This is a genomic window from Novosphingobium sp. CECT 9465, from assembly GCF_920987055.1.
Taxonomy (GTDB): domain Bacteria; phylum Pseudomonadota; class Alphaproteobacteria; order Sphingomonadales; family Sphingomonadaceae; genus Novosphingobium.
Genome location: NZ_CAKLBX010000001.1, coordinates 3,549,111 through 3,574,763 on the forward strand (window position 1 = coordinate 3,549,111; position 25,653 = coordinate 3,574,763).

27 protein-coding genes and 2 pseudogenes are annotated in these 25,653 nt (G+C 63.4%); 6 read left to right on the plus strand and 23 right to left on the minus strand.

All coding sequences use genetic code 11. The features are described 5' to 3' along the window. Window positions 1-128 precede the first annotated feature (128 nt). Together LUA85_RS17260 and LUA85_RS17265 are read right to left on the minus strand one after the other, a co-directional pair. The gene (locus LUA85_RS17260) at window positions 129-818 is read right to left on the minus strand and encodes a site-specific integrase (RefSeq protein WP_231471578.1); all 690 of its coding nucleotides are present in this window, start codon (window positions 816-818) and stop codon (window positions 129-131) included. Window positions 819-833: 15 nt separating this feature from the next. Continuing rightward, complete coding sequence (locus tag LUA85_RS17265; protein ID WP_231466483.1) at window positions 834-1,001, minus strand: hypothetical protein; 168 nt, start codon at window positions 999-1,001, stop codon at window positions 834-836. Window positions 1,002-1,056: 55 nt separating this feature from the next. On the opposite strand from LUA85_RS17265, the gene LUA85_RS17270 reads away from it, so the two are divergent. Continuing rightward, window positions 1,057-1,823, plus strand: a protein-coding gene (locus tag LUA85_RS17270; RefSeq protein ID WP_231466484.1) for an IS5 family transposase whose coding sequence is annotated in 2 segments (ribosomal slippage) — window positions 1,057-1,369 and window positions 1,369-1,823 — 768 coding nt in all. Because the reading frame shifts where the segments join, the coding sequence is not laid out codon by codon here. Between the two features lie 41 nt (window positions 1,824-1,864). Here the strand turns inward: LUA85_RS17270 and LUA85_RS17275 are convergent. After that, a complete protein-coding gene (locus tag LUA85_RS17275; protein ID WP_231471579.1) occupies window positions 1,865-2,671 on the minus strand; it encodes a DUF3703 domain-containing protein in 807 nt (268 codons plus the stop codon). Continuing rightward, complete coding sequence (locus LUA85_RS17280) at window positions 2,668-3,294, minus strand: cation transporter (RefSeq protein WP_069052215.1); 627 nt, start codon at window positions 3,292-3,294, stop codon at window positions 2,668-2,670. The genes LUA85_RS17275 and LUA85_RS17280 overlap by 4 nt, the downstream gene beginning before the upstream one ends. A gap of 83 nt (window positions 3,295-3,377) precedes the next feature. Between LUA85_RS17280 and LUA85_RS17285 the strand changes: the two genes are divergently transcribed. From LUA85_RS17285 to LUA85_RS17295, 3 genes are read left to right on the plus strand one after another with little or no spacing between them, the layout of a single operon-like run. After that, on the plus strand, window positions 3,378-3,782 hold the full coding sequence (locus LUA85_RS17285; RefSeq protein WP_231471580.1) for a helix-turn-helix domain-containing protein: 405 nt from the start codon (window positions 3,378-3,380) through the stop codon (window positions 3,780-3,782). Beyond that, window positions 3,782-4,132 carry a DUF3147 family protein gene (locus LUA85_RS17290; RefSeq protein WP_231471581.1) on the plus strand — a complete coding sequence of 117 codons (351 nt, stop codon included), beginning with the start codon at window positions 3,782-3,784 and terminating at the stop codon, window positions 4,130-4,132. Before LUA85_RS17285 ends, LUA85_RS17290 begins: the two co-directional genes overlap by 1 nt. Beyond that, the gene (locus LUA85_RS17295) at window positions 4,129-4,473 is read left to right on the plus strand and encodes a YnfA family protein (RefSeq protein WP_231471582.1); all 345 of its coding nucleotides are present in this window, start codon (window positions 4,129-4,131) and stop codon (window positions 4,471-4,473) included. The genes LUA85_RS17290 and LUA85_RS17295 overlap by 4 nt, the downstream gene beginning before the upstream one ends. A gap of 961 nt (window positions 4,474-5,434) precedes the next feature. Here the strand turns inward: LUA85_RS17295 and LUA85_RS17300 are convergent. After that, complete coding sequence (locus tag LUA85_RS17300) at window positions 5,435-6,364, minus strand: IS110 family transposase (protein WP_231466349.1); 930 nt, start codon at window positions 6,362-6,364, stop codon at window positions 5,435-5,437. Between the two features lie 253 nt (window positions 6,365-6,617). On the opposite strand from LUA85_RS17300, the gene LUA85_RS17305 reads away from it, so the two are divergent. Together LUA85_RS17305 and LUA85_RS17310 are read left to right on the plus strand one after the other, a co-directional pair. Then, window positions 6,618-8,717 (plus strand): ParB/RepB/Spo0J family partition protein, encoded by a 2,100-nt coding sequence (locus LUA85_RS17305; RefSeq protein WP_231471583.1) that lies wholly within the window; start codon window positions 6,618-6,620, stop codon window positions 8,715-8,717. 82 nt (window positions 8,718-8,799) lie between these two features. Then, window positions 8,800-9,713 (plus strand): annotated as a pseudogene (locus LUA85_RS17310) (ArdC family protein). A 121-nt stretch (window positions 9,714-9,834) separates the two neighbouring features. Here LUA85_RS17310 and LUA85_RS17315 read toward each other — a convergent pair. The 18 genes and pseudogenes from LUA85_RS17315 to LUA85_RS17400 form a co-directional block, all read right to left on the minus strand. Continuing rightward, complete coding sequence (locus LUA85_RS17315; RefSeq protein WP_235527226.1) at window positions 9,835-10,221, minus strand: DUF305 domain-containing protein; 387 nt, start codon at window positions 10,219-10,221, stop codon at window positions 9,835-9,837. A 58-nt stretch (window positions 10,222-10,279) separates the two neighbouring features. Continuing rightward, the gene (locus LUA85_RS17320; RefSeq protein ID WP_231471584.1) at window positions 10,280-10,510 is read right to left on the minus strand and encodes a hypothetical protein; all 231 of its coding nucleotides are present in this window, start codon (window positions 10,508-10,510) and stop codon (window positions 10,280-10,282) included. A gap of 220 nt (window positions 10,511-10,730) precedes the next feature. Next, on the minus strand, window positions 10,731-11,339 hold the full coding sequence (locus LUA85_RS17325; RefSeq protein WP_019368201.1) for a DedA family protein: 609 nt from the start codon (window positions 11,337-11,339) through the stop codon (window positions 10,731-10,733). Window positions 11,340-11,351: 12 nt separating this feature from the next. Further along, window positions 11,352-11,729 (minus strand): hypothetical protein, encoded by a 378-nt coding sequence (locus LUA85_RS17330; protein ID WP_053556598.1) that lies wholly within the window; start codon window positions 11,727-11,729, stop codon window positions 11,352-11,354. A gap of 98 nt (window positions 11,730-11,827) precedes the next feature. Continuing rightward, window positions 11,828-12,283 (minus strand): MgtC/SapB family protein, encoded by a 456-nt coding sequence (locus LUA85_RS17335; protein ID WP_053556572.1) that lies wholly within the window; start codon window positions 12,281-12,283, stop codon window positions 11,828-11,830. A 114-nt stretch (window positions 12,284-12,397) separates the two neighbouring features. Then, window positions 12,398-13,147 (minus strand): HAD-IIB family hydrolase, encoded by a 750-nt coding sequence (locus tag LUA85_RS17340; RefSeq protein WP_053556571.1) that lies wholly within the window; start codon window positions 13,145-13,147, stop codon window positions 12,398-12,400. Next, window positions 13,144-15,644: pseudogene (locus tag LUA85_RS17345) on the minus strand (heavy metal translocating P-type ATPase). The gene LUA85_RS17340 and the pseudogene LUA85_RS17345 overlap by 4 nt, the downstream one beginning before the upstream one ends. Then, entirely contained in the window at window positions 15,641-16,249 is a 609-nt protein-coding gene (locus LUA85_RS17350) for a cation transporter (RefSeq protein ID WP_053556569.1), read from the minus strand. The pseudogene LUA85_RS17345 and the gene LUA85_RS17350 overlap by 4 nt, the downstream one beginning before the upstream one ends. Beyond that, the gene (locus LUA85_RS17355; protein WP_053556568.1) at window positions 16,246-16,932 is read right to left on the minus strand and encodes a ZIP family metal transporter; all 687 of its coding nucleotides are present in this window, start codon (window positions 16,930-16,932) and stop codon (window positions 16,246-16,248) included. Before LUA85_RS17355 ends, LUA85_RS17350 begins: the two co-directional genes overlap by 4 nt. A 3-nt stretch (window positions 16,933-16,935) precedes the next feature. Next, complete coding sequence (locus tag LUA85_RS17360) at window positions 16,936-17,319, minus strand: hypothetical protein (RefSeq protein WP_053556597.1); 384 nt, start codon at window positions 17,317-17,319, stop codon at window positions 16,936-16,938. Between the two features lie 5 nt (window positions 17,320-17,324). Further along, window positions 17,325-18,212 carry a bestrophin family protein gene (locus tag LUA85_RS17365; RefSeq protein ID WP_053556567.1) on the minus strand — a complete coding sequence of 296 codons (888 nt, stop codon included), beginning with the start codon at window positions 18,210-18,212 and terminating at the stop codon, window positions 17,325-17,327. A 31-nt stretch (window positions 18,213-18,243) separates the two neighbouring features. Beyond that, on the minus strand, window positions 18,244-18,585 hold the full coding sequence (gene fliE / locus LUA85_RS17370) for a flagellar hook-basal body complex protein FliE (protein WP_007406845.1): 342 nt from the start codon (window positions 18,583-18,585) through the stop codon (window positions 18,244-18,246). Between the two features lie 45 nt (window positions 18,586-18,630). Continuing rightward, window positions 18,631-19,005 (minus strand): hypothetical protein, encoded by a 375-nt coding sequence (locus tag LUA85_RS17375; RefSeq protein ID WP_053556566.1) that lies wholly within the window; start codon window positions 19,003-19,005, stop codon window positions 18,631-18,633. Beyond that, window positions 19,002-19,490: an SRPBCC family protein gene (locus LUA85_RS17380; RefSeq protein WP_053556565.1), complete on the minus strand. Its 489-nt coding sequence runs from the start codon at window positions 19,488-19,490 to the stop codon at window positions 19,002-19,004. The genes LUA85_RS17375 and LUA85_RS17380 overlap by 4 nt, the downstream gene beginning before the upstream one ends. Before the next feature lie 53 nt (window positions 19,491-19,543). Continuing rightward, window positions 19,544-22,789, minus strand: a complete 3,246-nt coding sequence (locus LUA85_RS17385) for an efflux RND transporter permease subunit (protein ID WP_231471586.1) — start codon at window positions 22,787-22,789, stop codon at window positions 19,544-19,546. A 3-nt stretch (window positions 22,790-22,792) separates the two neighbouring features. Continuing rightward, window positions 22,793-23,968: an efflux RND transporter periplasmic adaptor subunit gene (locus tag LUA85_RS17390; protein WP_231471587.1), complete on the minus strand. Its 1,176-nt coding sequence runs from the start codon at window positions 23,966-23,968 to the stop codon at window positions 22,793-22,795. Beyond that, window positions 23,968-25,245, minus strand: a complete 1,278-nt coding sequence (locus LUA85_RS17395) for a TolC family protein (RefSeq protein ID WP_053556562.1) — start codon at window positions 25,243-25,245, stop codon at window positions 23,968-23,970. The genes LUA85_RS17390 and LUA85_RS17395 overlap by 1 nt, the downstream gene beginning before the upstream one ends. A gap of 60 nt (window positions 25,246-25,305) precedes the next feature. Further along, window positions 25,306-25,602 carry a hypothetical protein gene (locus LUA85_RS17400; RefSeq protein ID WP_007406840.1) on the minus strand — a complete coding sequence of 99 codons (297 nt, stop codon included), beginning with the start codon at window positions 25,600-25,602 and terminating at the stop codon, window positions 25,306-25,308. Window positions 25,603-25,653: the final 51 nt, after the last annotated feature.

The following is a 25,653-nucleotide window of genomic DNA, read 5'->3' on the forward strand; positions in this document are numbered from 1 at the left end:
AGTTCTACATCGCAGGTTTCCCCGCGCGCACTCAATGGCCTAAGTCCGTTGCGTCTACCAGTTCCGCCACGCCCGCACAGCCGGGGCAACCTATAGTCTGCACAATAGAGAGTGCCAAGCAGGATATATCATTTGTCCGCATTATCGTTGCTGGACTGGCTTTCGCCGGAAGGCTGCTTTTTCGGTTTGCGTTTTACAACATTGACGGCTCGAGCGTCGATCATGTCCTTAATATGTGCGGCATAGTATTTCTCGATCATCTCCACACTTGTTCGGCAGTTCTTTGCGATTTGATAAATGTCTGCGCCCTCAAGGAGGCGCATAGATATATATGTGTGCCGCAGGCTGTAGAATGTGCGGGGGTTTCCTTCTCGATCCTTTTTCATATCGAGTTCGCCAAGCAGCGCGTTGAACAGCTCGCGTTGCAGCGTTGGGAAAACCAGGTCGGTCGGCTTAAGGCTATGACGCTCCTTCATGCGGGTGAAAGGATGCACCGCGCCTGGCATGGACTTGGCCCAGCCGGTGCCGCGCTTTCCCCGAACGGCAATATGAAGGATGCGCTGGCCTTTGGGGCCATCCGGGACGATTTCAATGTCCCGGAGTTCAAGCCGTTTCGCCTCGTCGGGCCGAAGGCCGGTATTCACCATGAACAGGATATAGTCCAAGAGGTCTTCGCAAGCGCTGCGCCAGCGTTCCTTCTTTGGCGTTCTAGCCCGTTCCCGCGCCGCCTCGTAAAGTTGCTGATACTCGGCGGGCGAAAACCACGCCCGATGCGAAACTTTGCTGGGCGCGCGATACGGGTCAGAAAGGTCAGGCATTAGGCCGTGAACCCATTAACGCGACGGTGTCTGAGCCTTCTTGATCTGTCGCACCGCCCAGATGACAATCGGAATTGTCAGAATCAGGAACACGATAAGTCGGGTGTTCCACTGCTCACCGCTGAAGAATGCGATCAAGGCAGCGGCAAAGAAGAATAGCGTCCAAGACATCCAGGGCTTCATAGGGTTCATCGTAACACGCCTTTCCTTGTTGAGCGAAAGCTGATTCAGGGACTGGATGAGCCGATATGACCTGACCGATTTCGAGTGGCGTGTGATCGAACCAATGTTGCCCAACAAGCCTAGAGGCGTGCCACGTGTCGATGACCGGCGTGTGCTGAATGGCATCTTCTGGGTGCTGCGGTCAGGGGCGCCGTGGCGAGACTTGCCGGAACGCTATGGCCCGCGCACAACCTGCTACAATCGCTTCGTGCGATGGCGAAAAGCCGGTGTGTGGGATCGAATGATGGACGCCATCACCGCCGCCCATGATGGCGATATCCAGATGATCGACAGCACTTCCATCCGGGCGCACCAACAGGCTGCGACGGCAAAAAGGGGGATCGAGATCATTGTCTCGGTCGCTCCCGAGGCGGGCTCACCACCAAAATCCACGCGGTCGTCGATGGGCAAGGCCTCCCGATCCGGCTCAGCCTGACTGCCGGGCAAAGCCACGACGGGCAAGCGGCTGACGATCTACTCAATCACGTTGGCGCCGGAACAATCGTGCTGGCAGACAAGGCGTATGACGCCGATCGTATCCGAGCGTCTCTCCGCGAAAAGGGATCGTTTGCCAACATTCCGCCCAAGGCAAACCGGAAGTCGAAACCGTACTTCAGCACATGGCTGTACCGCGAGCGGAACCTGATCGAACGCTATTTCTCCAAATTGAAGCACTTCCGCAGAGTAGCTACCCGCTACGACAAGTTGGCCGAAAACTTTCTGGCCATGGTCCAACTCGCCTCAATGCGCCTGTGGCTGCGCGTTTATGAGTCTACGGCCTAGTATCAAGTCGTATTGTTTCAATTGAAGGCGGCCACGTCCTGTCATGATCGGCCTCGATCATCATGCCGGTCAACTGCGAATCGAAGATCCTCCGGGATTGGTATCCGCGCAAAAGCGCTCACATTTGATCGCCCGGTGTTACCTTCTGGTGGCCGCCCAGTCACCGCGCCAAGTGGGGCCAGAATGATCCTGACCAACTGCCCCAGAACTTCGCTCCATTCGTGCCGTCGCATCGCAATCGCCAGCATTGCACCGTGACTGGCGAGATGCGGGCCAAGATAGGGCTGCGAAACGATATGCACCCGCTCCAGGTGGTGCCACACAAGATCATCGTCGCCCGCTTCGACCGCTGACCGGTATGCCGCCATTTCGGCCGCGATCACCCGCCGCGCCGCGAGGCTCTTGGCAAGCCCCCGCCAGCGTCGCTGCCGGTGCCAATAGAAGATCTGCGCGAAGGCCCAGATGAACGGGGTCAGGGCTCCGGCCGAAACTTCGACCTCGTCGCTGTAACGCGTCCCGCCGTCCTTATCCGGCGCGACCGTAATCCAATGATCCCACTTCGAGATGATGGCACTATAGCCGTCATCTCGCAGTCGCTTGGGCCACTGGGTGCCCTTAGCTTCGTGCAGGGACGTCACGATCCACTGGGTTCCGAAGGGGATCATTCCGAACAGCCGGAGCTTAATCTGATAGCGCCCGCCGGGCTGAAAGCTCTCGAACGCCGCATCGTCGGCCGGGATGAAGCGCACCAGCGGCCAGGCGATATGCTGCAACAGGCCCGCCGTCTGGACCTCTGCCCAGACAGATTCCGGCTTGAGCGCGATACGTGTCGAACGGGAAACCTTCATGCCGCAACGCTCCCCAACTCACGCCGTGCCTGCCGGACAATCTGGATGCCGCCGCTGATCCCGAGCAGCGCCAGGATCGCTGCAACAATAAGGTCGGGCCGGGCCGTCCCGGTGCCGAACACGCCAAGTGCTGCCGCCATCACGGCGATATTGCCGATCGCGTCATTGCGCGAGCAGATCCAGACCGAGCGCATATTCGCGTCTCCGGTGCGGAAGCGATAGAGCATGATGGCGACACCGGCGTTGGCCGCGAGCGCGAGCGCACCGATGATCCCCATCAATTCAGGCTCGGGTGCAGCGCCGCCGAGCGCCGCCAGAACCGCCGTGATCATCACCCAGCCACCCAGACCGATGAGGGTAAGACCCTTGGCAAGGGCAGCCCGCGCGCGCCATGCCAGCGCCATCCCGGCAACCAGCAGGCTGATCGCGTAATTGGCAGCATCACCGAGAAAATCGAGTGCGTCCGCCTGCAGCGCGCGGCTGTCAGCAGCGGCACCTGCCGCCATCTCGACAGCGAACATGCCGGCGTTGACGCCGAGCGCGATCCACAAAGCCCTGCGCCAGCGCGGGTCATTCAGCGTTGCCGTCGTTCCGCACGCGGCCTTGCAGCAATCATCAGCCATCATCTTGCGTTCTCGACAACTCCCGAGTCGGCACTCTATCTACACCCTGTAGCAACTACAGGGTCAAGCCCGGAGGAGTGGCAATGAAAATTGGCGAGCTCGCGAGCGCCACGGCGACCAAGGTCGAGACCGTGCGCTTTTATGAAAAGACTGGGCTGCTGCCTCCACCCGCACGGACAAGCAACAATTACCGGACCTATGGGACTGATCATCTGGCGCGCCTGTCGTTCATCCGCCGCGCCCGCGATCTCGGTTTCACGCTCGAAGCGGTGCGCGAACTGCTCACGCTGTCGGATGACAAGGCCCAATCCTGCGATGCAGTTGACGGCATAGCGCGTGTCCACCTCACCGAAATCGACCGCAAGGTTGCCGATCTGACCGCGCTGCGCGGCGAGCTTGATCGGATCATCGGTTCCTGCCGTCACGGGACGGTGGCCGATTGCAAGATCATCGAGACCCTGGCTCCGCGCGGAAAGGACAAAGCTTGATGTATTATCTGCTCATCAAGGCCGTGGTATCTGCCATCATCATCGTGATCGTTTCAAAAACCGCGCGGCGTAATCCCGGCACCGGTGCGCTGATCGCTTCGTTGCCGCTGATTTCAGTGCTCGGCATGATCTGGATTTGGCGCAACACGCAAGATGTAATGCGTCTGGCCGACCATTCTGCGGCGACGTTCTGGTATGTGCTCCCAAGTCTACCGATGTTTCTCGTCATCCCTGCCCTGCTCAAGCGTGGTGTCGGGTTCTGGCCCGCCCTGCTTGCGGGGTGCGTTCTGACCATGGCGCTTTACGCGTCAATGGTCTGGGCCGGCCCGAAATTTGGATTGAAGCTATGACCATGCCCAACCTGCCAACGGCAATCATTTATGCCCTCGCCGCGATAGCCGAGATCGCGGGCTGCTTCGCCTTCTGGGCATGGCTGCGCCTCGACAAGCCCGTGTGGTGGGTGTTTCCGGGCATAGTTTCCCTAGCCTTATTCGCGTGGCTTCTTACGCTTGTTGATGCGCCCGTCGCGGGGCGCGCTTACGCAGCCTATGGAGGTGTTTACATCGCCGCTTCGCTGATATGGCTCTGGACGGTGGAAGGTGCACGGCCCGACCGCTGGGATGTCATCGGAGCCTCGATTTGCCTCGCCGGGGCCGGGTTGATCCTTTTGGGGCCGGGACGATCAGCGTGATGGGAGCCAATTGCAATCAATCAGACGCGCCGTAGCCCAATGAACTGGTGCCTAGCGAAGCTATGCCGTCAATGTCACGGATAACAATAGTTTCGATCCCATAATTAACAAGCCTTGACAGGATCCCCACCGTGCACACTCTCAAGCGGAAGCGATCCATAAAAAAGGCGGGCGCCCGGTCAGTGACCGAACGCCCGCCCTCATGCTCTGGTTATTCCCTTACGGGCAGCAGCTCATGGCCGCATCACAGCAAGCGAGCACGAGGTCGCAGCAGGACATAGCCAAGGACGCAACCTGATCAGGCGCAGCGGCAAATGCCGCCGAGCTGGAACCAAGCAGCACCGCTGCGGTGAGAATGTACTTTTTCATGATGGTATCTCCGTTGATGTTGAATTGAAGTGATCAGCGGAGAATTCGGGGAGGCGGCGGTTCCGGCCCTCCGATTGGAGAGGGCGGAGAATTGGCGAGAAGCGGGAGAAAGGTGAGTGACGAAAGATCGCGGGCTTCTAGCGGCGAAATGCGCGCTGCTGGCAGCGTCTGGCACAAGGCCAGACAATAGCTCTGACATTGCTGACGCTCATCATCCATGCAGTCGCCGCAGTCGCCTGCGTCCATCTCTGCCATGGGGGCGCACCCGTTCGTTGCATACGTTGCCTCGACGGGCAGCAGCGCGACCAGAAATGCCGCGAGATAGAGAAAGAGGCGCTGTGTCACTGGTCGAACCATACTGCGGTGTTCGGTTGGATCAAAGACATAGTTACACGGGTGTCTCGAATCCATCGTGCCGCCTGAATGACGATCTTCGCCTGTCTACTGAGCCGGTAATTTCGGAAACGTCGATTGACTGCGCCTTTTCAGGGCCGGTTTACCTCTGCGTTAAACCCTGGGGCGAAAAAGAATAACCCTGAGGCCTGCGTGAACCGCAGATCAGAAGGGGAGCGACTATCTGACAGGTCAAGTGTCACTGACCAATTTCAGCTCTTGTTTCGCGTGCTTTTGCGTTGAGTCGGACGAGCAGTTTTCGGGCGAGGGCGATGCGGACGACCATTTTGGGTTTACCTTGGTCGAGCAGGCGTTGGCGGAACTCTGCCATGGCCGGATCGAATTTTCGCACGATGTCGGCGACGAGGAAGAGGATCGAGCGGACAGAGCTTCTTCCACCACGGATAGATCGGGCACCGGATCGTTTGCCGCTGTCGTTCGCGATGGGCGCAAGGCCTGCAAGTTTGGCGATGGCCTTGTTCGACAGGGTTCCGATTTCGGGCAGTTCGGCCAGCAGGGTGGCAACGGTGCGATCTGCCACGCCCTTGACCGAGCGCAGTGTGCGATCAAGCGCGGTCCAGACGGGATCGTGTTCGATCAGGCCTGCGATTTCACGGGCCAGCGCTTTGGCTTGGGTATTGAAGAAGGCGATGGCCTCTTTCAGGCTGGCAAGGGCAAGCGGATCGCGGGTGGAATGCAGGCGCTGCTTTTGCACCGTGATATCGCCTGTCACTTGCCGCAACCGGGCAGAAAGCGCGCTAAGCCTTTGTTGTTCGTCGCAAGGTGGCGGCGTTGGCCGTAGCCGCCGTGCCGCAGCAAAGCAGGCGATGACCTCTGCATCGATACGGTCGGTCTTCTCCAGCCGCCCCATCGCCTCGGCAAAATGCCGTACCGCTCTGGGATTGGTCAGGGCACAGGGCATGCCTGCGCGCCACAGCGCCAGGAATGCGTCCTGTTCGAGCCCGCCACTGGATTCCATCACCACCAGCCCTGCGCCATGGCGACCGGCCCAGTCCACCAACGCAGCAATCCCCGCCTCATCATTGGCGAACCGGCGATAGCCGCCGGCCTCGATCCAGCCATCAAGCCAGGCCTTGCTAACATCCACTCCACAAATCGTTTCGATCACGGTAACCTGCCTTGTCCGTACGGTTGAGACACCTGCCGACTATTCGGTCGTGCGTGACAAGCGGTGCTGGTCCCAGGCTCCCTTACGGTTACTGCCTGAGGGGTGACGGGCGACAGCACCGCAGCGCCGGGGTGGGTGGCCACCCACCCCGGCGATCAGCCGATTACATCGCAATCAACCAACAACGTCCAGATACAAGGGGGAGGGGATGTGTGCCCGGGTGATTGCCGGGTGTACATCAGGAGTCACGACCATGCTTATTCCCTTTTCCCGGCTCTATCTGAGCGATGCCAATGTGCGCAAAACGCGCAGCGAAGAAGACGATATCCAGCTTTCCGCCGACATCGAAGCGCGCGGCCTTTTGCAGAACTTGCTCGTTACTAAGAGCAAGAAGCGCGGCAAGTTTGCCGTGATCGCCGGTGGTCGCCGCCTGCGGGCCATCGAGATGATTGTGACGCGCGGTGCCTGGGCCCCCGACACCGAGATCGAATGCAAGCTGCTTGAGGGTAGCGAGGAGGACGCTGGCGAGGCCTCGCTTGCCGAGAACTTCCAGCGCGTCGGCATGTCACCGGCTGAGGAATGCCGCGCCTTCCAGCACTTCATCAAGGAAGGCAGCGATGTTGCCGCGGTCGCCAAACGCTTTGGCCTCACCCAGCGCTTTGTGGAAGGCCGTCTGCGGCTTGCCAATCTCGCCGAGCCGATCTTCGAAGCGCTTGCCAAGGGCGATGTCACTCTCGAAATCGCGAAAGCCTATGCTGCTACCGATCAGCACGAGGTGCAGCTGCGGGTCTTTGAGCAGATGCGCTATGCATATAACCCAAGCGCCGATGCCATCCGGCGTATGGTGGCGAGCGGTTCCATGCGCGGCAATGACCCAATCGCGCGGCTGATCGGCGAAGATGCCTATGTGGCCGCCGGCGGAAAGATCGAGCGCGACCTCTTCAGCGAAGCGGCAGATGATCGCTGGATCGACATCGAGATCGCTCACAGACTTGCGGCCGAGAAAATGGAAGCCGAAGCCCAGCGCATCGCTGCTGAAACGGGCCTTGCCTGGATCAGCCCGGTGGCGTCGACCAATTCCTGGCAGGCGCGAAGCGAAATGGGCGTCAATGCGGTTCGCCTCCCGCCCGCGCCGCTCTCAGAAGAAGCACGTGCCAGAATTGACGCGATCGATGCCCGCATGGAAGAAATCAGCGAGATCATCGACGAAGGCGAAGAGGGCGGTGATACCGATTTCGGGCAGCTCGAGGCCGAATATGAGGATCTCGATGCTGAGCGCAGCGACCTCAATAACCCGGTGCGCGAATTGCCCGAAGAATGGCGCAGTGAGGCCGGACGGTTCCTGGTTCTCACCACCCGCGGCGAGATGGTGCTCGAGGCCGATTACTACAGCGAAAAACGCCTGTCGTTCGAGACCGATGAGAATGGCAAAGTGACAGCGACGGCCGAAGAGCCGGTCCCAGGTTCCACCAAGCGCGGTAGCGCTGCACCTTCCAGGCCCGAGGCAGTTGCGCCGGGCACGGAGAAACCGATCAGCGCCCGCCTGTTCGACGAGCTTTCGGTTCAGCGCCGCAATATCCTGTCGGCATCCCTCCTCAGCGATGCGGGGCTCGCGCTCGACTTCGCCATCTTCGCGCTGGCTGACAGCCGCAGCTATGAAAGCCGGGGCACCTCGATCAAGGGCGGACGACCCAGCGATCCTGCGACCGGAGAACTTTCGCAATCCACAGCTGAGGGGATTCTCGCCGAGGCCGAAAACGCGCTCGACACGACATGGCAGGAACATAGCTGTGCAGCCCAGCGCTTCATTGCCTTCCGCGAACTTGCCGACGAAGCCAAGGCGGCGTGGCTCGCCTATGCGGTGGCCATCTCGCTCGAAGCCAAAAAGGGCTATGGTTCGGAATACCATCCGATCCATGCTGTCATTGGCAGCATGCTCGACATCGACGTTGCAGCGATGTGGCGGCCGACAGCCGAGAATTTCTTCGACCGGGTCAGCAAGACCTCGTGTCTTGTCGCGCTGACCGAAGTCGGCGGCAGCGATCTTGCGGCGCGTTATGCCGCATCGAAGAAGGCTGACCTTGCCAAGACCTGCGAGACGATCTTCGCCGGCAAGGCGATCATTGAACAGGACGTCAAGGAAGCAGCGCTGGCCTGGTTGCCTGAAGGCATGAAGTTCACGATCGCTGCCAATCCCGCTGATCCGGTCATCCCGGACACCGACGAAAGCGATCCCGTCGCCGACCCCAGCGACTGTGATGGCGATAATCGTGGAGCCGACAGCGAGGCCGATGAACTGATCGATGACCATGAACCTCAACACGCCTGTGAAGAAACGGCGGTAGCCGCCTGAGGCGGTCAATCACCCCTCCTGATGACCTGGCCCGGCCACTCGCCTGAGTGAGCCGGGCCTCTTTTTGTTGAGGAGCAGGCCAATGCGCCAACGACCCAAGCGCGACGTCGCGCAGGAAATCACCAATCTGATCATCGCTACAATCGAGGCCGGAACGCTGCCCTGGCGCCGGCCCTGGAAGAAGACCGGGATGGGCGGAGCGCCGCTGCGCGCTGCAGGCGTCCCTTACACAGGGGTCAACCGCCTCTATCTTTGGGCGGTCGCCGACCACTATGGCTATGGCTCACGCTACTGGATGACCTGGCGGCAAGCCATCGAGCTTGGCGGACAAGTCCGCAAGGGCGAGGCCGCCGAGCCGAGCATCTACTTCAACAGCACGAAGAAGACTGCGGTCGACCAGGCAACGGGCGAGGAATCGTCAAAAACAATCCGCTTCATGCGCGCCTACAGCGTGTTCAACGCCTCTCAGATCGATGGCCTGCCGCCGCATTTCTATCCGAGCCCGGTGCCCGAAGCGCCGCCGACGCCTTCGCAGAAGGCCGCTGCGATCGAGCGCTTCTTCGCACCCGTTCCGGCTGACATACGCCTCGGCGGAGACCGCGCGTTCTACTCGCCGGGCGCTGATTATATTCAGCTTCCGCACCCCAATGTCTTCAACACCGAAGACGGGTTCGTGGCCACGCTTGCCACGAACTTTGCCACGCGACGGGACATGTTGACCGACTTGCCCGTCCCTCTCTCATTTCCACGAAGCGCGAGGACTACGCCCGAGAGGAATTGGTTGCCGAGCTAGGGGCGGCGTTCGTCAGCGCGACCATCGGCATCAAGCTTCACGATCGTGAAGACCACGCCGCCTATCTGGCGAGTTGGCTACAGGCCCTGCGCAACGACAAGCGGTGCATCTTCACCGCCGCCCGCCTAGCCCAGGACGCGTCCGACTGGCTCTTGAGCCGCATGGCCGTTGAGACGGCCCCTGAACTGGACGAGGCGGCATGAGCGCCCCCACGATCCCGGCCCCGACGAGGGCCGGGACGTGGCGGCGCGACTGGCCTATGATCCCAAAATCACGACCGTCGCCATCATTGACGGCGGTGAGCGCCACCTTTTCAATCAGCCGCTACTTTCGGGGTTGCCGACGTGCAAGCCAGGTCCGCATTTCGGCGATCTCGCGCCTTTGGGTTGCCACCACTGCGGCCGCGAGGCGGCGCACGGCGGGATCTCGGCCATACTTCAATTCGATTTCAGCCATCGCGATAGCGCCTTCATGATGGGGAATCATCGCGCGCATAAAATCGGCGTCGGCATCACCCGTGAAGGCTACGTCCATATCGCCATGCATCTTGGCATTTGCGGCCCGGTAGGCCCGCGTAGCGGGCGGCTCGTTTAGCGAGCCTGACACGGCACCAGTTGACCCATGCTGGGTATGCTGTGCCTTCGCGGAAAGCGGGGTTAAGACGGCGGTCATTGCCAGCATCAGCGCGAACGGCCTGTTGCTTCCGATCATTACGATTCGTCTCCAGTGATAGTGATTTGGTTCATGGGGCGGGCGAAGGTGGCTCGCTTCAGCGTCCAGACTGCCGCCCCGCCGCCGCGTCGAGCTCGGCCACGGCTTGCGCCGCGGCCTCGCAGTCGCTGCCGGTCTCTTGGCCCCGCTCGCAGCGTGTGACGACCAGTCTCGCCTCTTCCGCGTGGAAGCGGAAATAGCCGGCGTCGCGTGGTTTAATCAGCCCGCATCCGGACAGAACGATTGTTGCGGCAACGGCGATGATCGCCTGCTGCTTGCTGTTCCCCATTATGTCGATCCTCTCCATATTCCGGCCCAACGCCACTTCCCTCCGTTGCGACGCCATGCGTGAAATCCGCTGCGGTGAAGCCTTCCAACCAATCTGATGAGGATGATCGCGCTGGCTGGTGAGATCAGGCTAAAGGCACGTGCAAAGCGTGTGATGCGGACAAGCATCGAAGCTGCCATGAGCCAAAGGCCGGCAGGAAACGCGGGCAGCAGGTCAGCCATCAATGGCCACCCCTTGATCGCCCGAAAGTCGCGACCCGCCAAAGATACCAGATGACGGCCAGCGCGAGCACGGCGTTGCTGACCGGTTCGATGACGCTCGCCACCTGGCTATAGCGTTCGCCCAGCTCATAGCCCGCCAGCACGAGGATAACGGTCCATATGGCCGAGCCGGTGAGCGTCGAGACCAAGAATGGACCAAGGGGCATCCCGCTGACCCCTGCGGGCACCGAAATCAGGGTCCGGACTCCCGGGACCATGCGCCCGAACAGAACCGCCCAACGACCGTAGCGGTCGAACCAGCGGTCGACATGATCGACCTCACCGGGCGTCAACGTCAGCCATCGGCCGTGGCGGGAAGCAAAGCGCTTCAATCGTTCGATGCCGATCCAGCGGCCGACATAGTACCACAGCACCGCCCCTGCAGCCGATCCGAGGGTGCCGGCGATTGCCACCACCCACAGCGAGCCGCGCCCCTGCGCAGCGGTGTAGCCGGCAAGTGGCAAAATCACTTCCGACGGGATTGGCGGAAAGACGTTTTCGGCCAGCATCAGCAGGAAGACGCCAAAGCCGCCGAGTGACGCGAGGATCGATGTTATGATGTCGAACACAAACCAGCCTCGTCAGAAGATCCAATAGGAGATCGCGCAAATTACGAGCAGGAGGGCGGCGACGGACCCAACGATCCGATTTTCCAGGCGCGGACATTCGACGTTCCTGATCCGCACGGCGACCTGCCAAGCGGGTCGAACCGGACACCGCCATGAACCTGCGGCAATCCGATCCAGCTCGGCATCAGACAATCCGAAGAACGATTTTGCTTCACCGCGCGATCGTCCCGCCAACCCCATCACCCGCAGCACCACGTCGCTCCATGCGACATCGATCGCGCTCGGCCGATCGACCATCGTGCCGCGCGCGTCACCGCCCGCCCACGAGGGGGACAGCAGGCCGATGATCTGGTGGGGATTGCGCTCCAGCAGCGTCGCCCAGCGCAGCAAGCGATGTTGGCGGTCTCGCGCCGCGATGGTCGTCGCCGGTGACCAGCGCCGGGTAAGGGATCGCACAGGCCGCATCCATCGGCTCGCCCAAGGGCTCGTCATGGGCTCGCCGAGCTGCCGACGTCGCCATTGGTGGCACGCTTGAGCGGACGAGAGCAGCGCAGGGTGAGGAAGGTGGTGGCGCTCAGGATGAAGGCGATGTCGTATAGGCCGTAGCCTACGGCCGCGCCGAGAGCCCCAGTCGCCCACAGACTGGCCGCCGTCGCCGTACCTGACGCCTTGTCGCCCTTCTTCAGAATCGCGCCGCCCCCGATGAAGCCGACGCCCGTAATCAGACCTTCGAGCAACCTGGCTTGCGCTGGAGACGTGCGGCCGAGGATCGCGATGCCCACCAGCACGAAGCCGCAACTGGCGATGGCAACCAACGGGAATGTACGGATGCCTGCGCTGCGGGCGTCCTTCTCGCGATCCCAGCCAACAGGAAGGGCGAGCGCGTAGGCGACGGCGAGACTGATGATATGGGTGGCGATCTCCCACCACGAGCTTTGAAACATGCCGGCCTGCCTGTTCTACGCGATTGCTCCAGATCGGAGGTAAAGGGCTAAGGTCGGGACGAGAGTCCCACAGACGTTCAGGCCCAAGGCGGGGATCGCGAACATCGGCGATCCCTACCGGTGCAGACATGCGATGATGGCTGTCACGACGGCGGTGGTTTCCGCAACGTCGCGCACTCTCACCGTATCGAGGCCAATTTCAGCGGCGGGATAGTCATTCCCACCGGGGAAGATCGCGTCGCCGATGAACAGCATCCCGTCGAGCGGGACGCCGCTTTCAGCACTCAGGCGCTTCAGGCCATAGCCCTTGTCCACCCCTGCCCTGGTCACGTCGATCGATGTCGTGCCACCTAGATTGATCGAGAGGTCCGGCAGCGTCGCGCGCAACGTGGCCTGCAACGCGGTCCTCTTCTTTCGGTCGGGATCCCACGCTTCCTTTTCCTTTAGCGGCGCTCCCTGCCCCAGCCCCGAAAAGGTGATCTGGCTGCCCCGGTCCTCGATCCGTTCGCCCCAGATACGTTCGTCGGCGAGGCTGGCATCGGTCAGGGCTTGATCGAAGGCCGCGCGGATCGTCGCCTTCTCTGCGTCGTCGAACAGCTCGGCATAGACCGCGCGCCAAGCGCCGTTGATGAACCGATAGAGTTTTGTGCCTGTGGTCGGCATCAACCAGAGACGGTCAAGCGCGGCGCCGGCAGGAAGACGCGAGGCGACCTGCTTTTCGAACTGCGGCCAGTCCCCGCCCGAGATCACCGCCACATCCGTGACGGCGAGCAATCGGGCGAGGGTTGTGGCCATATCCTCCGACAGCGGCCGCTTGCTCTCGGCAAGCGTGCCGTCGAGGTCGAAGGCGATCATCCACTTCATGCCGCCTTCCCCGCCGGATCGCGGTAGGCGAGCAGCCTGAGCGCATTGATGACAACAAGCAGCGTTGATCCCTCATGAACCGCCACCGCTGGCCCAATGCCGAGGCCGAGGATGGTAGCAGGCACCAGGAAGGCGACGACACCCAGGCTGACGAAGACGTTCTGCCGGATGATTCCACGGGTATGGCGGCTAAGACCGACTGCGAATGGCAGGTGCGCCAGATCGTCGGCCATCAGCGCCACGTCGGCTGTCTCCAGCGCAACGTCCGACCCCGCCGCGCCCATCGCGATGCCGACCGTGGCGCTTGCCATCGCCGGCGCATCGTTCACGCCGTCGCCCACCATCGCGACCTTGTCTTCGCCGGCGAGCTTCTTGATCGCGGCAACCTTGTCTTCGGGCATGAGGTCGCCCCACGCTTCGTCGATCCCGACTTCGTCGGCGATCGCTTCGGCGACTTTCTGGTGATCGCCGGAGATCATTATCATCCGCGACACGCCCATCTCGTGCAGCCGGCGCAGCGCGGTCTTTGCCGCTTCGCGGGGCGTGTCCATCAGGCCGATCGCGCCCAGGTCGCGGTCCCCCTTGCGGACCACCATCGTCGTGCGACCGTTCTCGCGCAGTTTCGCGATCGCGTCCTGCGCTCCCTGCCCCAGCGCCGGAATACCCTCACTCCCGAACATCTCGGCCTTCCCGATCCAGACCGTCTCGCCATCCACGCTCGCGGTGACGCCCCGACCGGTCAGGCTCTTGAGGTCGCCGGCAGTCGGCACGGCACGATCGTTCAGTCGTTCGCGACCGTCCTTGACGATCGCTTGGGCCAGAGGATGGTCGCTCAACGCTTCGACGGCGACGGCCAGCGCCAGCAGCTCGCCTTCATCGGCGCCATCGACGGGCACCACATCGGTGATGCGCGGACGACCTTCGGTCAGCGTGCCCGTCTTGTCGAAAGCGATCGCCTTGAGCGACCCAAGGTTTTCGAGCGGTGCACCGCCCTTCACGAGCACGCCGCCCCGCGCTGCACGGGCAACGCCAGACAGGACAGCGCTCGGAGTTGCGATGGCGAGCGCGCACGGGCTTGCCGCCACCAGCACCGCCATCGCGCGATAGAAGCTGTCGCGGAACGGCTCGTCGACGACCACCCATGCGAAGAGCAGGAGCACCGACAGGATCAGGACAGCAGGCACGAAGATCCGCTCAAACCGATCGGTGAAGCGCTGCGTCGGCGACTTCTGCGTCTCCGCTTCGCTCACCATCTTCACGACCTTGGCGAGTGCGCTTTCGTTGGAACGGCGCGTCACCTCGATCTCGATCGCGCCGCCGCCGTTGATCGTACCGGCAAAACCCGGCTTTCCGCGTCCACCGCATCGGGCTTTGCGCGTGCCGCCGCAGCGTCGGCGACCGGCACCTTGTCGACCGGGATGCTTTCACCCGTCACCGGGGCCTGGTTGATCGCGCTCGTGCCCTTGATGACGAAGCCGTCGGCGGGCAGGCGCTCATTCGGGCGCACGATGGCGATGTCCCCGACGACCATCTGTTCGACAGGGATTTCGCTAGTTTCCCCGTCGCGACGCACGGTCGCGGTTTCCGGGGCGAGCTTCGCCAGCGCCTCGATCGCCTTCTTGGCGCGACCCATCGCGTAATGCTCGAGCGCGTGACCAAGGCTGAACAGGAACAGCAGCAGCGCGCCTTCGGCCCATGCGCCCAGCGCAGCGGCGCCGGCGGCAGCGACCAACATCAGCGTGTCGATCTCGAACTTCTTCATCCGAAGGTTATCGATCGCCTCGCGCAGCGTGAAGAATCCGCCGAAAAAGTAGGCTGTGATGTAGCAGGCGGTCGGCAGCCACTCCGGTGCGCCGGCAACTAGCCTCTCGATCGCATAGCCGATCCCCAGCAGCGCGCCGCAGGCGAGCGCGAAGATCAGCTCGGTGTTGGGGCCAAGAAACTCGGCATGGCTATGGTCGTGGCCATCGCCGGGACCGTGCTTCTCCTCGCTCATGCCGTGGCCCCCCGGCCCGTGGTCGTGGCCGGCATGGTCGTCGGCCGCGACCCGCTTGCCCACACCGACCTTCAGCTTGCGAAGCGCAGCGCGGACCTCCTCTTCGGTGGTTTCGCGTCGATCATACTCGACCCGAACCGAGCCGCTGGTGCTGGCGCTTGCCTGGACCACGCCGGGCAAGGCGCACAGCGCATCGCTGACGGTGCGTGCCCGACGCTCGTGATTGATACCTGTAACCTGCCAGATTGCATGGCCGTAGCGGTCGGTGATCTCGGCGCCCGCGGCGCGCACCATCTCGCGCACGCGCGGCAGCGGCAGCTTGGCAGCATCGAAATGGATGCACAGCGCCGCCGGCGTGTCGCCGTCGAGGCAGATCACATGCGCCCGCTCCACGCCTTCGCGCTTGGATAGGGTCGACACAAGACGGTCCAGGCAGGCATCGGCCGCATCAGGCAGGTCCGGCAACAGCACTGGAATATCGAGTTCGAGCTTGTCGTTCATGACGACCTCCTTTCGCTTTTCTTGGTTTCGGCGCGCGCATCGCGCAGGATTTCGACACCGCCCTTGATGGCGATGATGGCGGTGGCGAAGCCGACCAGCAGGTCCGGCCAGTTGGTGCCCAGCCACAACACCAGCACGCCGGCGATCAGGATGCCGCCGTTGGAAATGAAGTCGTTGAAGCTGAAGGTGGTGGCGGCCCGGAGATTGACGTCCGGATCCTTGAGGCGCTGAAGCAGCCGCAGGCAGAGGTAGTTCACGACACCGGCAATCGCCGACATGACCATCATCGTCGGTCCGATCGGCTCGCTGCCTTGCACGTAGCGCCGTGCGACATCGAGCAGAATGCCGCCCGCGAAGATCAGCAGCATGACGCCCGACGCCATCGCGGCGCGTGTCTTCCATGTCTTGCCCCGGGTGAGCGCCACGAGGCTCAGCGCGTACACGGCGGTGTCTGACAGGTTGTCGACGCCGTTGGCGATCAGCGCGCTCGAATCCGCGAAGAAGCCCGAGACGAAGAAGCCTGCCGCAATCGCCGCGTTCAGCAGCAGGACGATCCAGAGAGTGCGGCGCTCCTGTCCGCCGTTGTTGTCATTGCTCGAGATCATCCCATAATCTCCTCAAGCGTGAGCAGGGCCAGGAACCCCACGAAGAACATCGAGCTGATGAGCGGGGTGTCGGGTTTCTCGTGCGCCTCGACCAGCAGCTCCTCCGTGACGAGATAGAGCAGCGCCATCAGCCCGAAGCTGAGGAAGCCGGCGACCATCACCGGCGACAGCGTGGCGACGGGCACGGCCGCAAGCGCGCCGAGCGGCAGCAGCAGCGCCAATGCCGACACGATCACGATAATGCGAAGGCGCGAGCGATAGGTTTCCGCCAGCTCGTCGGTCAGCGTCAGCCCTAGGAACAACACTTCCAGCGTCAGCGCGATCGTCAGCAGGAAACCCGCCTTTTCGCCCGCCACGAAGGCGAGGCCGAGCACCAAGCCGTCGACCAGAATGTCAATGCCGATCGCGGCGAGCAGCGCCATCGGTCCTTTGAAGCGGGCTTCGAATGCCTTGAGCCCTAGCATCGTCGCAACGCCCGCCGCCCCGCCGATCAACGTCGCGCTGGGCGACGCCTCATGCTTGACCTGCGGCAGGATTTCAGTCGCGGCCGCCGCGAACACGACCCCTGCCGCGAGATGCTGGAGGCCGGCCACAAGGTTGGGCTTCAACTTGGTGCGGCTCGCTATGATCGCGCCGAGCACGACCGCCAGCACAGGCGCAAGCGTGTAAAGCAGTGCCTGCATATCCTATGATCCCTCCGGGGTTCGGTGACAGACGTGGATTTTCCCGCGCCGCATGAAGGCGATCGCCCCGCCCGCCACGACGGCCCGTGACTGGTTGCCGCGAAATTCATCACCGGTTCGCTGGGCGCGCAGGATCTCGGTCCTGCCCTTCGGCAGCCAGGTTACGGCCATCTTCAGGCCGTCGTCGATGAAGTCGACATCGGCGCGGGTGCCGTCGTCGCAATACATGATGCGCTGCGCGATCAGCCTTGGCGTCACACGCTTGTCGTGAGCCGGTTCGACAGGTTCGCTCGGAGCCGGGTTGCACGCCCCTACAATCACGCCGGTGACGAGAACGACGCCAACGCGCGCGATCGTCAGCCCGGGCAGATGCAGCAAGGCGCGCATGCCCATCACCACAGCACCCCGTGGTCAGGTGTCAGCGGCTCGGGGGCCGGAAGTCCCGCGGTTTGGAGAAGGTCGATCTCGATCGTGCGACACATTGCCGTGAGCGGGACATCGTGGACGCTATTGGCGAACGGATCGGTCAGATCCTCGCCGATGCTCAGCACCGCGAGGAAGACGAGTCCGATCAGCGTCGATCCGATCGGCGTGGCAAGGCCCAGGGATTCGACCAGCGCGATCGGGAGCAGCACGCAGAACACACGCGTGAAGAGGTTCGGGAAGAACCGAAAGCCATTGGGCAGCGGCGTGTTCTTGATCCGCTCCATGCCGCCCTGCGCATTGGCGATGTCGATCAGGACGCGCTCCACAGTTGCCTGCTGGATTTCGGTGATCCGACCTTCCGCGAGCGCGTCGGCGTAAATGCCCGATATGTCCTCCAGGAGCGCGTTGGCAGGGTTCAGGCGGGCGACCGCCATATCGGCGACTTCCGTTCCAGCGACCCGGGCAATCTCTTCATAGGGCGATTGTCGGCGAAGCTGGCAGCGCATCGAGTGCGCAAAGGCGATCTGCCGCAGGATGATGTTGTGCCGCATCTCACTGCCCTCGGGTTCCCCCTTGGTCAGGCTGCGCGTGATCCGGGCCAAGCTGCGCGAGGCATTGATGAGCGCGCCCCAAAGAGTTCGCGCTTCCCACCAGCGTGCATAAGCGGCGTTGGTCCGAAACCCCATGAAGAGCGCGATGGCAGTGCCGAACAGCGCCGTCGGCAAAGGCGGTTCCTTGATCGGGGTCATCATGTGGAATGCCGTCACCGCCACGTCCCACACGAACAGGATCGTGAGAGGCTTCCAAACCTCGACAATAATCTGCTTGAATCGTGGCCTTGTGCCGACAATCATACCAATACCGCCTTAGTTATCTTCGCGATCGTCATCCGATCGGCATGTTCATGATGTCTCGATATGCAGACAGCAGCTTGTTCCGGACTTGCAGCGTCGCCTCGAAAGTAATGGATGCACGGCTCTGGATGAGCGCGACGGTTGCAATGTCGGTGGTTTCGCCCCGTTCATATGCTTCGGTGACGACATCCTCCTGCTCCTGGGTCTCGTTGACCTTCGCCACCACGGCATTGAGGGTGTCGGCAAAGGTTGAGGCTGGAGCGGTCGGCGTCACGCCGGGCGGTGCCGTCGGCTGCGCCTCGCGCAAGGCGCGGCTTCGCGCGATTACTTCGGCGCGAATGGCCATCACATTCGAGATCGACGTGTCAGACATCGTTTCTCTCCCGTTGCGGTGCGACGTGTCGGAAGACATGACGGTTCATCGGGTGCCCTCCCGTTCGCAGGTCCGCGTGCGGCCTTCGCCTTCCACGATGGTGAGCTGCGACCCCTTGAAGGTCGCGGTGGCTGTCTCGCCGACATATTGGAGGCCCTGCGCTGGCGCGGTCAGCGTCATGGGCACGGCGCTGCTGGAGCGCCGCAAATCGATCTGCAGGCCGTTGTCCTTGTAGTCGACGAACAGCGGTTCCCCGTCGGAACAGCGATAGGGATGGCGCCCCATTTCCCCGGTCGCCACGGCGCTGTCGGATGAATGGATTTGCTGCTCCGTTGGCGGGGCTGGCGGCTTGCTTTCCGTGCAAGCCGCCAGCCCGACAACGAGGATGAGGGCGGGCAGTACCCGCTTCAACGGCGTCATCGCGCCTTCCTCCTGTAGCGGGAGGGGACGCGCTGACGATTGATCCCACGGGCAGGCTGACCCACCCGCCAGCGCAGATAGGTCGCAAGTCGATCGTCGGCATCGACCATCAGGGACCGCAGACGACGCAACATCATCGCCGCGAACGGCAAAGACAGCGCCCCGCGCAGCGTGCAGCTATGTGTTAGCCTGGTGCCACCGTCGTCCCCTGCCAGCTCGTACCGCTCTTCGAGCGTGAACAGATAAGGGATGCCGCAGGACCAAGCGAAGGCGTGCGGCTTGTCGAATTGATCGACCATGGCCGGCGTCCGAATTGGCCGGGTGATGCCCTGGATCGCGAAGGTACATTCCGTCTCGCCAAGCTGGCACGGGTTGTCGAGGAATACGAGCGGACTCCAAGCCCGGCGATGATCCGGATCGGTGATCGCCGACCAGATCCGCAGTGGCCCGCCGTGAAGCATTGAGCTGGTTATGGTGCGAGGCATATCCCCATCTCCCAGAGATGAGCGGGGCGATCGCGGATCGCCCCGCGCACCCATCAGGCCAAGTTGTTCACGAAGGTCTGACCGTGGTCGTCCCCTTCATGCTCCTCATTGTAGTGCTCGGGCTTCTCGATCGCCTTCTGCCCGAACCGGGCGTAGAGCGTCGGCAGCACGAACAGCGTCAGCAACGTCGCCGAGATCAGGCCGCCGATGACGACGGTCGCCAATGGCTTTTGCACCTCCGCGCCCGCGCCCTCGCCAAGCGCCATCGGAACGAAGCCGAGGCTGGCGACGAGCGCGGTCATGACGACTGGCCGCAGACGCTGCATTGCGCCGACATGGGCCGCCTCCTCGCGCGATAGCCCCGACCGGATCAGATCCTGGATTGAGCTGACCATGACGAGGCCGTTGAGGACCGCGATGCCCGACAAGGCGATGAAGCCCACCGCCGCCGAGATCGAGAAGTCCATGCCGCGCAGGAAGAGCAGCAGGACGCCGCCCACCAGCGCGAAGGGCACGCCGGTGAACACGATCGCGGCATCGCGGACCGATCCAAGCGCACCGTAAAGGAGCAACAGGATCAGGATGAAACAGGCCGGAATGACTAGCTTCAGCCGTTCGCTCGCCGATTGCAGGTTCTCGAACTGACCGCCCCATTCGAGATAGGCACCGGCAGGCAGCCGGACCTGGCTGCCGATCGCCGCCTGCGCGTCTGCAACGACGCTACCGACGTCGCGACCACGCACGTTGGCTTGCACCACCACGCGCCGCTTCCCGTTTTCGCGGCTGATCTGATTGGGACCGTCGACGACCTTGATGTCAGCGACACTGGACAGCGGCACATAGCCGCCCCCCGCCACCGGCACCTGCACCTGTTCCAGCAGGCCAATGTCAGCGCGCTGCGTCTCCGACAGGCGGATCACCACCGGGAAGCGGCGGTCGCCCTCGAAGATCTGGCCCGAGGTGCGTCCGCCGATTGTCGCGGTGACGGTATCCTGCACATCCTGCGCGGTGACGCCCAGGCGCGCCATCGCGTCACGATTGACGCGAATGTCGAGCATGGGCAGGCCCGTCGTTTGCTCGACCTTCACGTCCGCCGCGCCCTGCGTTTTGCGCAGTACGGCGGCGATTTGCTCGGCCGTCCGGTTCATCGTGTTGAAGTCGTCGCCGAACACCTTCACCGCGATGTCACCGCGCACGCCGGCGATCAGCTCGTTGAAGCGCATTTGGATAGGCTGGGTGATCTCATAGGCGTTGCCCGGGATTTTTGCGAGATTTCCCTCGATCCGGCTGACCAGCTCCTCCTTGGCAAGATCGGGATTTGGCCAATCCTTGCGCGGCTTCAGGATGACGAACATGTCGGTGGCGTTGGGCGGCATCGGGTCGGAAGCGAGTTCCGCCGTGCCCGTCTTGGAATAGACGAACGCCACCTCCGGCTGCTTCGACATCATCCGTTCGATCGGCACCTGCATCGCCTGACTTTGCTGGACCGACGTGGCGGGGATGCGCAGCGATTGGATCAGCAGGTCGCCTTCATCGAGCTGTGGCAGGAACACCGAGCCGAGCGTCGTGAAGGCGAGCGCCGCCACGACAAGGCTGCCGACACCCGCGCCGATCGTCAGGGTCGGGCGCTTCATTGCCCGGTCAAGACCGGGCTCGTAGCGCTTCTTCAGCCACGTGATGATGCGGCCGTCCTTCTCCTCAACCTTCTTCGACAGCCAGATCGCGATCATGGCCGGCACGAAGGTGATCGAGAGGATGAAGGCGAAGGCGAGCGCGATGATGACGGTGAGCGCCATCGGCACGAACGTCTTGCCCTCCACGCCGGTCAGCGTGAGCAGCGGCACATAGACAAGGATGATGATCGCCTGCCCGTATACCGAGGGGCGGATCATCTCGCGCGCGGCGGCCGCCACGGTCGCGAGCCGTTCCCTTACGCTCAGCAAGCGACCTTCATGATGCTGTTGCTCGGCAAGCCGTCTCAGCGCGTTCTCCACGATGATGACAGCGCCGTCGACGATCAGACCAAAGTCCAAGGCGCCAAGGCTCATCAGGTTCGCCGAGACGCCGGCACGCAGCATCCCGAAGCCGGTCAGCATCATGGTGATCGGGATGACCAGCGCCGCGATCAGCGCCGCGCGGAAATTGCCGAGCAGCAGGAAGAGCACGACGATGACCAGCACCGCGCCTTCGGACAGGTTTTTCGCGACCGTCTTGATCGTCGAATTGACCAGCTCGGTGCGGTTCAGCACCGGCTGAATTACGACGTCAGGAGGCAGCGAAGCGTTGATCGTCTTCAGTTTCTCAGCGACCGCGGTCGACACGATGCGGCTGTTCTCGCCGATCCGCATGATCGCCGTGCCGACGACGACTTCGGTACCGTTCTCCGATGCCGAACCCATGCGGATCGCCTGACCCGTCTTCACAGTCGCAACTTGTTCGACCGTGATCGGCACGCCGTTACGTGTCGCGATCACGGTCCTGGCCAACTCGCTGGCATTGCGAACGAGCGCATCCGAGCGAACAGCCAGACCTTCGCCATTGCGATTGACGAAGCCACCGCCGACGCTGGTGTTATTGCGCTCCAGCGCATTTCCCAGGTCCGTCAGCGTGATGCCGAGCGAGGCCAGCTTCTGCACGTCGGGCACGACGAGGAACTGCTTGGCGTAACCGCCAATCGAGTCGACACCGGCGAGGCCCGGTGTGGTCTTCAGAAGCGGCGTCACGATCCAGTCCTGCGCGGTGCGCAGGTAGGTCGCCTTGTCCTCTTCGGTCGTCAGTCGCTCGCCCTCTGGCGTGATGTAGCTGCCATCGGGCTGTTGGCCCGGTTCACCGGGCTTGTGCTTGTCGTCCTCGCGATGATCGAGACGAACGGTGTACATGTACACCTCGCCCAGGCCTGTCGCGATCGGACCCATTTCAGGGTTCACGCCGTCGGGCAGATTCTCTTGCACGCCCCGCAGACGCTCGCCCACCTGCTGGCGGGCGAAATAGATGTCCGTCGCGTCCGAAAAGACCGCCGTGATCTGCGCGAAGCCGTTGCGGCTCAACGAGCGCGTATATTCCAGGCCGGGGGTGCCGGCGAGCGCGGTTTCGATTGGAAACGACACCTGCTTCTCGACCAGCTCGGGCGAGAGGGCAGGCGCGCGGACGTTGATCTGGACCTGATTGTTGGTGATGTCCGGCACCGCGTCGATCGGTAGCCGGTAGAGGGAAAAGGCGCCGATGGCGGCGACGATGACGGTGAGGAGCAGGACTAGCCAGCGCTTCTCGACCGCCCAGGTTACGATACGGGCGATCATGGCTTAATCCTCGTGGCTCGCTTCGCCCTTGCCGATCTCGGCCTTGAGCGTGAAACTTCCGGTGGTGGCGATCTGTTCGTTGCCGGTCAGGCCCGACCGGACGATCACCGTGTCGCCCGACGCATCGCCGAGCTGGACCGGGGTCGCCTTGAAGCCGGTGGGCGTGCGCACGAACACGACCGACTTGCCCTCGAAACTCTGGACCGCCGTCGTCGGCACGCGGACCGCCCCGCTCCCGCCGCTGCCCGTGAGCTGCACGGCTGCCGTCACAGGCTCGCCGACCCGCCATTCGCCACCGCGATTGTCGAGGGTGGCGAGCGCAGGCACGAGCCGCGTCTGCGGATCAAGCGCCGGCGACACGAAGGTCACGCGGGCGGTCGCCTGACGGCCTGCCGCCTTCACCAGCACCGTATTGCCGGGACGCACCCGGCCCGCATCCTCGGGCTTGAGATTAAGCGCGATCGACACCTGGCTCAGGTTGGCGATGCGATAGAGTTCGGCATCCGCCGCGACCGTTTGTCCCAGCGTCACGGGGCGCGCAATGATCTGGCCCGAGATCGGCGCGGCAATGCCGAGCCGGTTGAGCCCGCCGCCGCCGACACCCGCCGCCGAAACCATGCTCTGCGCCTGCGTCAGGGCGATCCGCGCCTCCGTCGCCGCTGTGCGGGCGGCGATCAGATCCTGTTCAGGGGAGACTCTCTGCGCGAACAGCCGCTGTTCGCGCGCGAGGTTCGAATTAGCGAGCTGAAGCCGCGCCCGCGCCGCCTCGACCTCGCCCTTGATCTGCGCCGCCTCGCGGCTTTCGATGACCGCAATGGTCTGGCCGCGTCCGACCGATTGGCCGAGGTTACGGGTGAGCGCGACCACGCGTCCCGCAATTGCGGCCGAGACGACCTGCGTTCCCTGTGGGTCGCCCTCGATGATCGCGGGCAGCTCGATCGTCCCGGCCCCGCCGATGATCGGCCGTCCAATCTGCACGCCCGCTGCGGCGATCTGATCGGCGCCCAGCGTGACCACGCCTTCATCGGCATGACCGCCTTCGGCACCGCCCTTTTCCGTGCCTGCCGCTTCGTTACCGGCTGCGGCATTGGCGGTCGCCTCGTTCCCGGCATCCTTGCCGCCACAGGCAGCCAGCAGCAGGGCGAGCGATGCGACGCCCGCGAGATAGAAGTTCTTCATCACTGGTTTCCCCCATTGGGCGCAGGAGCGGTCAATCGCTCCACCTGCGCGCGGGCATTTTGATAGTTGGCGAGCGCGTCGATCGCGGCGACCCGCGTCTCGGCGAGGGTGCGTTCCGCATCGAGCAATTCGAGCTGGCCGAACTTGCCCTCGCGATAGCCAATCCGGGCGATGCGGGCGGCCTCCTGCGCAGCCGCCAGCGCCGGCCCCGACGCCGCGCGTGCGGTCGTCGCGGCATTGGCCGCCTGTGCCTGCGCGTCCGTGATGGCCTGTTCGATGTCGAGCGCGGTCACGCGGCGCTGTGCATCCGCCTGCGTCCGCTGCGCGGTCGCCTGCGCGATCGCCGCGCGACCGTTGTTGAACACCGGGATCGGGATCGACACGGTGAACACCGCCGCCATGTCGTTGGTCGCTTCCAGTCGGCGGATCGCAGGTCCGACGTTCAGGTCAGGGACGCGATTAGCGCGCGCGAGCCGCACGCCGGCCTCGGCGATCGAGAAATCCGCGTTGGCCGCCGCCAGCGCCAGCGTGCCGGTCGTGTCAGCCGGCGCGATCGGCCCATAGACGTTCGCCCCCGGGAGGCGATCGAGCAGCGTGTCATCGAGCGCACCGTCAATCGGTCGCCCGATCCGGCGCGCCAGATTGGCCCGCGCCGCCTCAGCCAAGCGAAGCTGCCGCTCCACATTGGCGTCGGCGTTGATGCGCGCGACATCTGCGCGCTGTTGCTCGAGCGGGGAGGCGCGCCCCGCCTGCACGCGAACGCTCGCAGCCCGCAGCGCGTCGCTGGCGATCCGGGCCTGATCCCGCGCCGTCGCCACCCGGCGATCGGCCGCGACCGCTTCGACATAAAGCTGCGTCACCTGAAGCCGGACATCCGCCGCGATGATCGCGGCCTGGATCTCGGCCCGGGATAATTGCGCATTGGCGACCGCGACGCGGGCGCCGCGCTTGCCGCCTAGCTCGATCGGGATCGCAAAGCCGACCGTGGATTCCGCGCTGCGGACCCCACGATACGGACCCGAGCCGATGACGTTCTCAACCTGGCCCTGGACAACCGGGTTGGGCCGCAGTCCGGCGACCGTGCGGCCCGCGCGGGCCGCATCGATCGCGGCTGTTGCCGCTTCGGCAGCAGGGGCCGAACCGCCCGCTGCACTGACCGCTTGGTCAAGCGTGTAGACCGGCGCGTCCTGCGCAAAAGGCGCGGACGGTCCGACCTGCGCCTGCGCCATAGTGGCGCACGACGCTGCGGCCAGCATGGCCGCGAGGATACGATGCATGAAAATAGGACTCCTGACGATGATCGACAGGGGCGCGCCAACGCGCGCCCAAATCGGACGTCAGGCTTGGGGGGGCCTCAAATGGACCATGCCGGTGCGGCCGTCGAGCGACGCAGAGGCGGAGATTGTCGGCTTGGGCACTGTGAGGACGGGGGTATATTCCATCGTCGTGCGCGCAGGCGCGCCGACGTCGTGTCCGTGACAATAATTGTGATGATGCGGGACATTCTTGTCCGAGTCCGATGGCACCTGATCGATGTCACCGGCGGTATGGACCGTGAACTCAACGCCCGCGATGCTTCCCCCCGCCAGATCGGCGGCATGGGCCATGCCGGAGAAGCTGGTCAGGACCAGCATCAGGCATGTCAGGAAAGGCAAAAAGGCTCGCACTAGCTTGCCTCTATCACG

Bases quoted from the DNA above. Each gene is read 5' to 3' on its own strand.
- fliE (WP_007406845.1), bottom strand. From the start codon at position 18,585: ATGTCTGACACGTCGATCTCGAATGTGATGGCCATTCGCGCCGAAGTA.
- LUA85_RS17320 (WP_231471584.1), bottom strand. From the start codon at position 10,510: ATGGGGAACAGCAAGCAGCAGGCGATCATCGCCGTTGCCGCAACAATC.
- LUA85_RS17340 (WP_053556571.1), bottom strand. From the start codon at position 13,147: ATGAAGTGGATGATCGCCTTCGACCTCGACGGCACGCTTGCCGAGAGC.
- LUA85_RS17265 (WP_231466483.1), bottom strand. From the start codon at position 1,001: ATGAAGCCCTGGATGTCTTGGACGCTATTCTTCTTTGCCGCTGCCTTG.
- LUA85_RS17385 (WP_231471586.1), bottom strand. From the start codon at position 22,789: ATGATCGCCCGTATCGTAACCTGGGCGGTCGAGAAGCGCTGGCTAGTC.
- LUA85_RS17375 (WP_053556566.1), bottom strand. From the start codon at position 19,005: ATGACGCCGTTGAAGCGGGTACTGCCCGCCCTCATCCTCGTTGTCGGG.
- LUA85_RS17290 (WP_231471581.1), top strand. From the start codon at position 3,782: ATGTATTATCTGCTCATCAAGGCCGTGGTATCTGCCATCATCATCGTG.
- LUA85_RS17380 (WP_053556565.1), bottom strand. From the start codon at position 19,490: ATGCCTCGCACCATAACCAGCTCAATGCTTCACGGCGGGCCACTGCGG.
- LUA85_RS17295 (WP_231471582.1), top strand. From the start codon at position 4,129: ATGACCATGCCCAACCTGCCAACGGCAATCATTTATGCCCTCGCCGCG.
- LUA85_RS17350 (WP_053556569.1), bottom strand. From the start codon at position 16,249: ATGATCTCGAGCAATGACAACAACGGCGGACAGGAGCGCCGCACTCTC.
- LUA85_RS17365 (WP_053556567.1), bottom strand. From the start codon at position 18,212: ATGATTGTCGGCACAAGGCCACGATTCAAGCAGATTATTGTCGAGGTT.
- LUA85_RS17305 (WP_231471583.1), top strand. From the start codon at position 6,618: ATGCTTATTCCCTTTTCCCGGCTCTATCTGAGCGATGCCAATGTGCGC.
- LUA85_RS17275 (WP_231471579.1), bottom strand. From the start codon at position 2,671: ATGAAGGTTTCCCGTTCGACACGTATCGCGCTCAAGCCGGAATCTGTC.
- LUA85_RS17260 (WP_231471578.1), bottom strand. From the start codon at position 818: ATGCCTGACCTTTCTGACCCGTATCGCGCGCCCAGCAAAGTTTCGCAT.
- LUA85_RS17315 (WP_235527226.1), bottom strand. From the start codon at position 10,221: ATGATCGGAAGCAACAGGCCGTTCGCGCTGATGCTGGCAATGACCGCC.
- LUA85_RS17355 (WP_053556568.1), bottom strand. From the start codon at position 16,932: ATGCAGGCACTGCTTTACACGCTTGCGCCTGTGCTGGCGGTCGTGCTC.
- LUA85_RS17390 (WP_231471587.1), bottom strand. From the start codon at position 23,968: ATGAAGAACTTCTATCTCGCGGGCGTCGCATCGCTCGCCCTGCTGCTG.
- LUA85_RS17335 (WP_053556572.1), bottom strand. From the start codon at position 12,283: ATGTTTCAAAGCTCGTGGTGGGAGATCGCCACCCATATCATCAGTCTC.
- LUA85_RS17395 (WP_053556562.1), bottom strand. From the start codon at position 25,245: ATGCATCGTATCCTCGCGGCCATGCTGGCCGCAGCGTCGTGCGCCACT.
- LUA85_RS17360 (WP_053556597.1), bottom strand. From the start codon at position 17,319: ATGCGCGCCTTGCTGCATCTGCCCGGGCTGACGATCGCGCGCGTTGGC.
- LUA85_RS17280 (WP_069052215.1), bottom strand. From the start codon at position 3,294: ATGGCTGATGATTGCTGCAAGGCCGCGTGCGGAACGACGGCAACGCTG.
- LUA85_RS17285 (WP_231471580.1), top strand. From the start codon at position 3,378: ATGAAAATTGGCGAGCTCGCGAGCGCCACGGCGACCAAGGTCGAGACC.
- LUA85_RS17400 (WP_007406840.1), bottom strand. From the start codon at position 25,602: ATGCTGGTCCTGACCAGCTTCTCCGGCATGGCCCATGCCGCCGATCTG.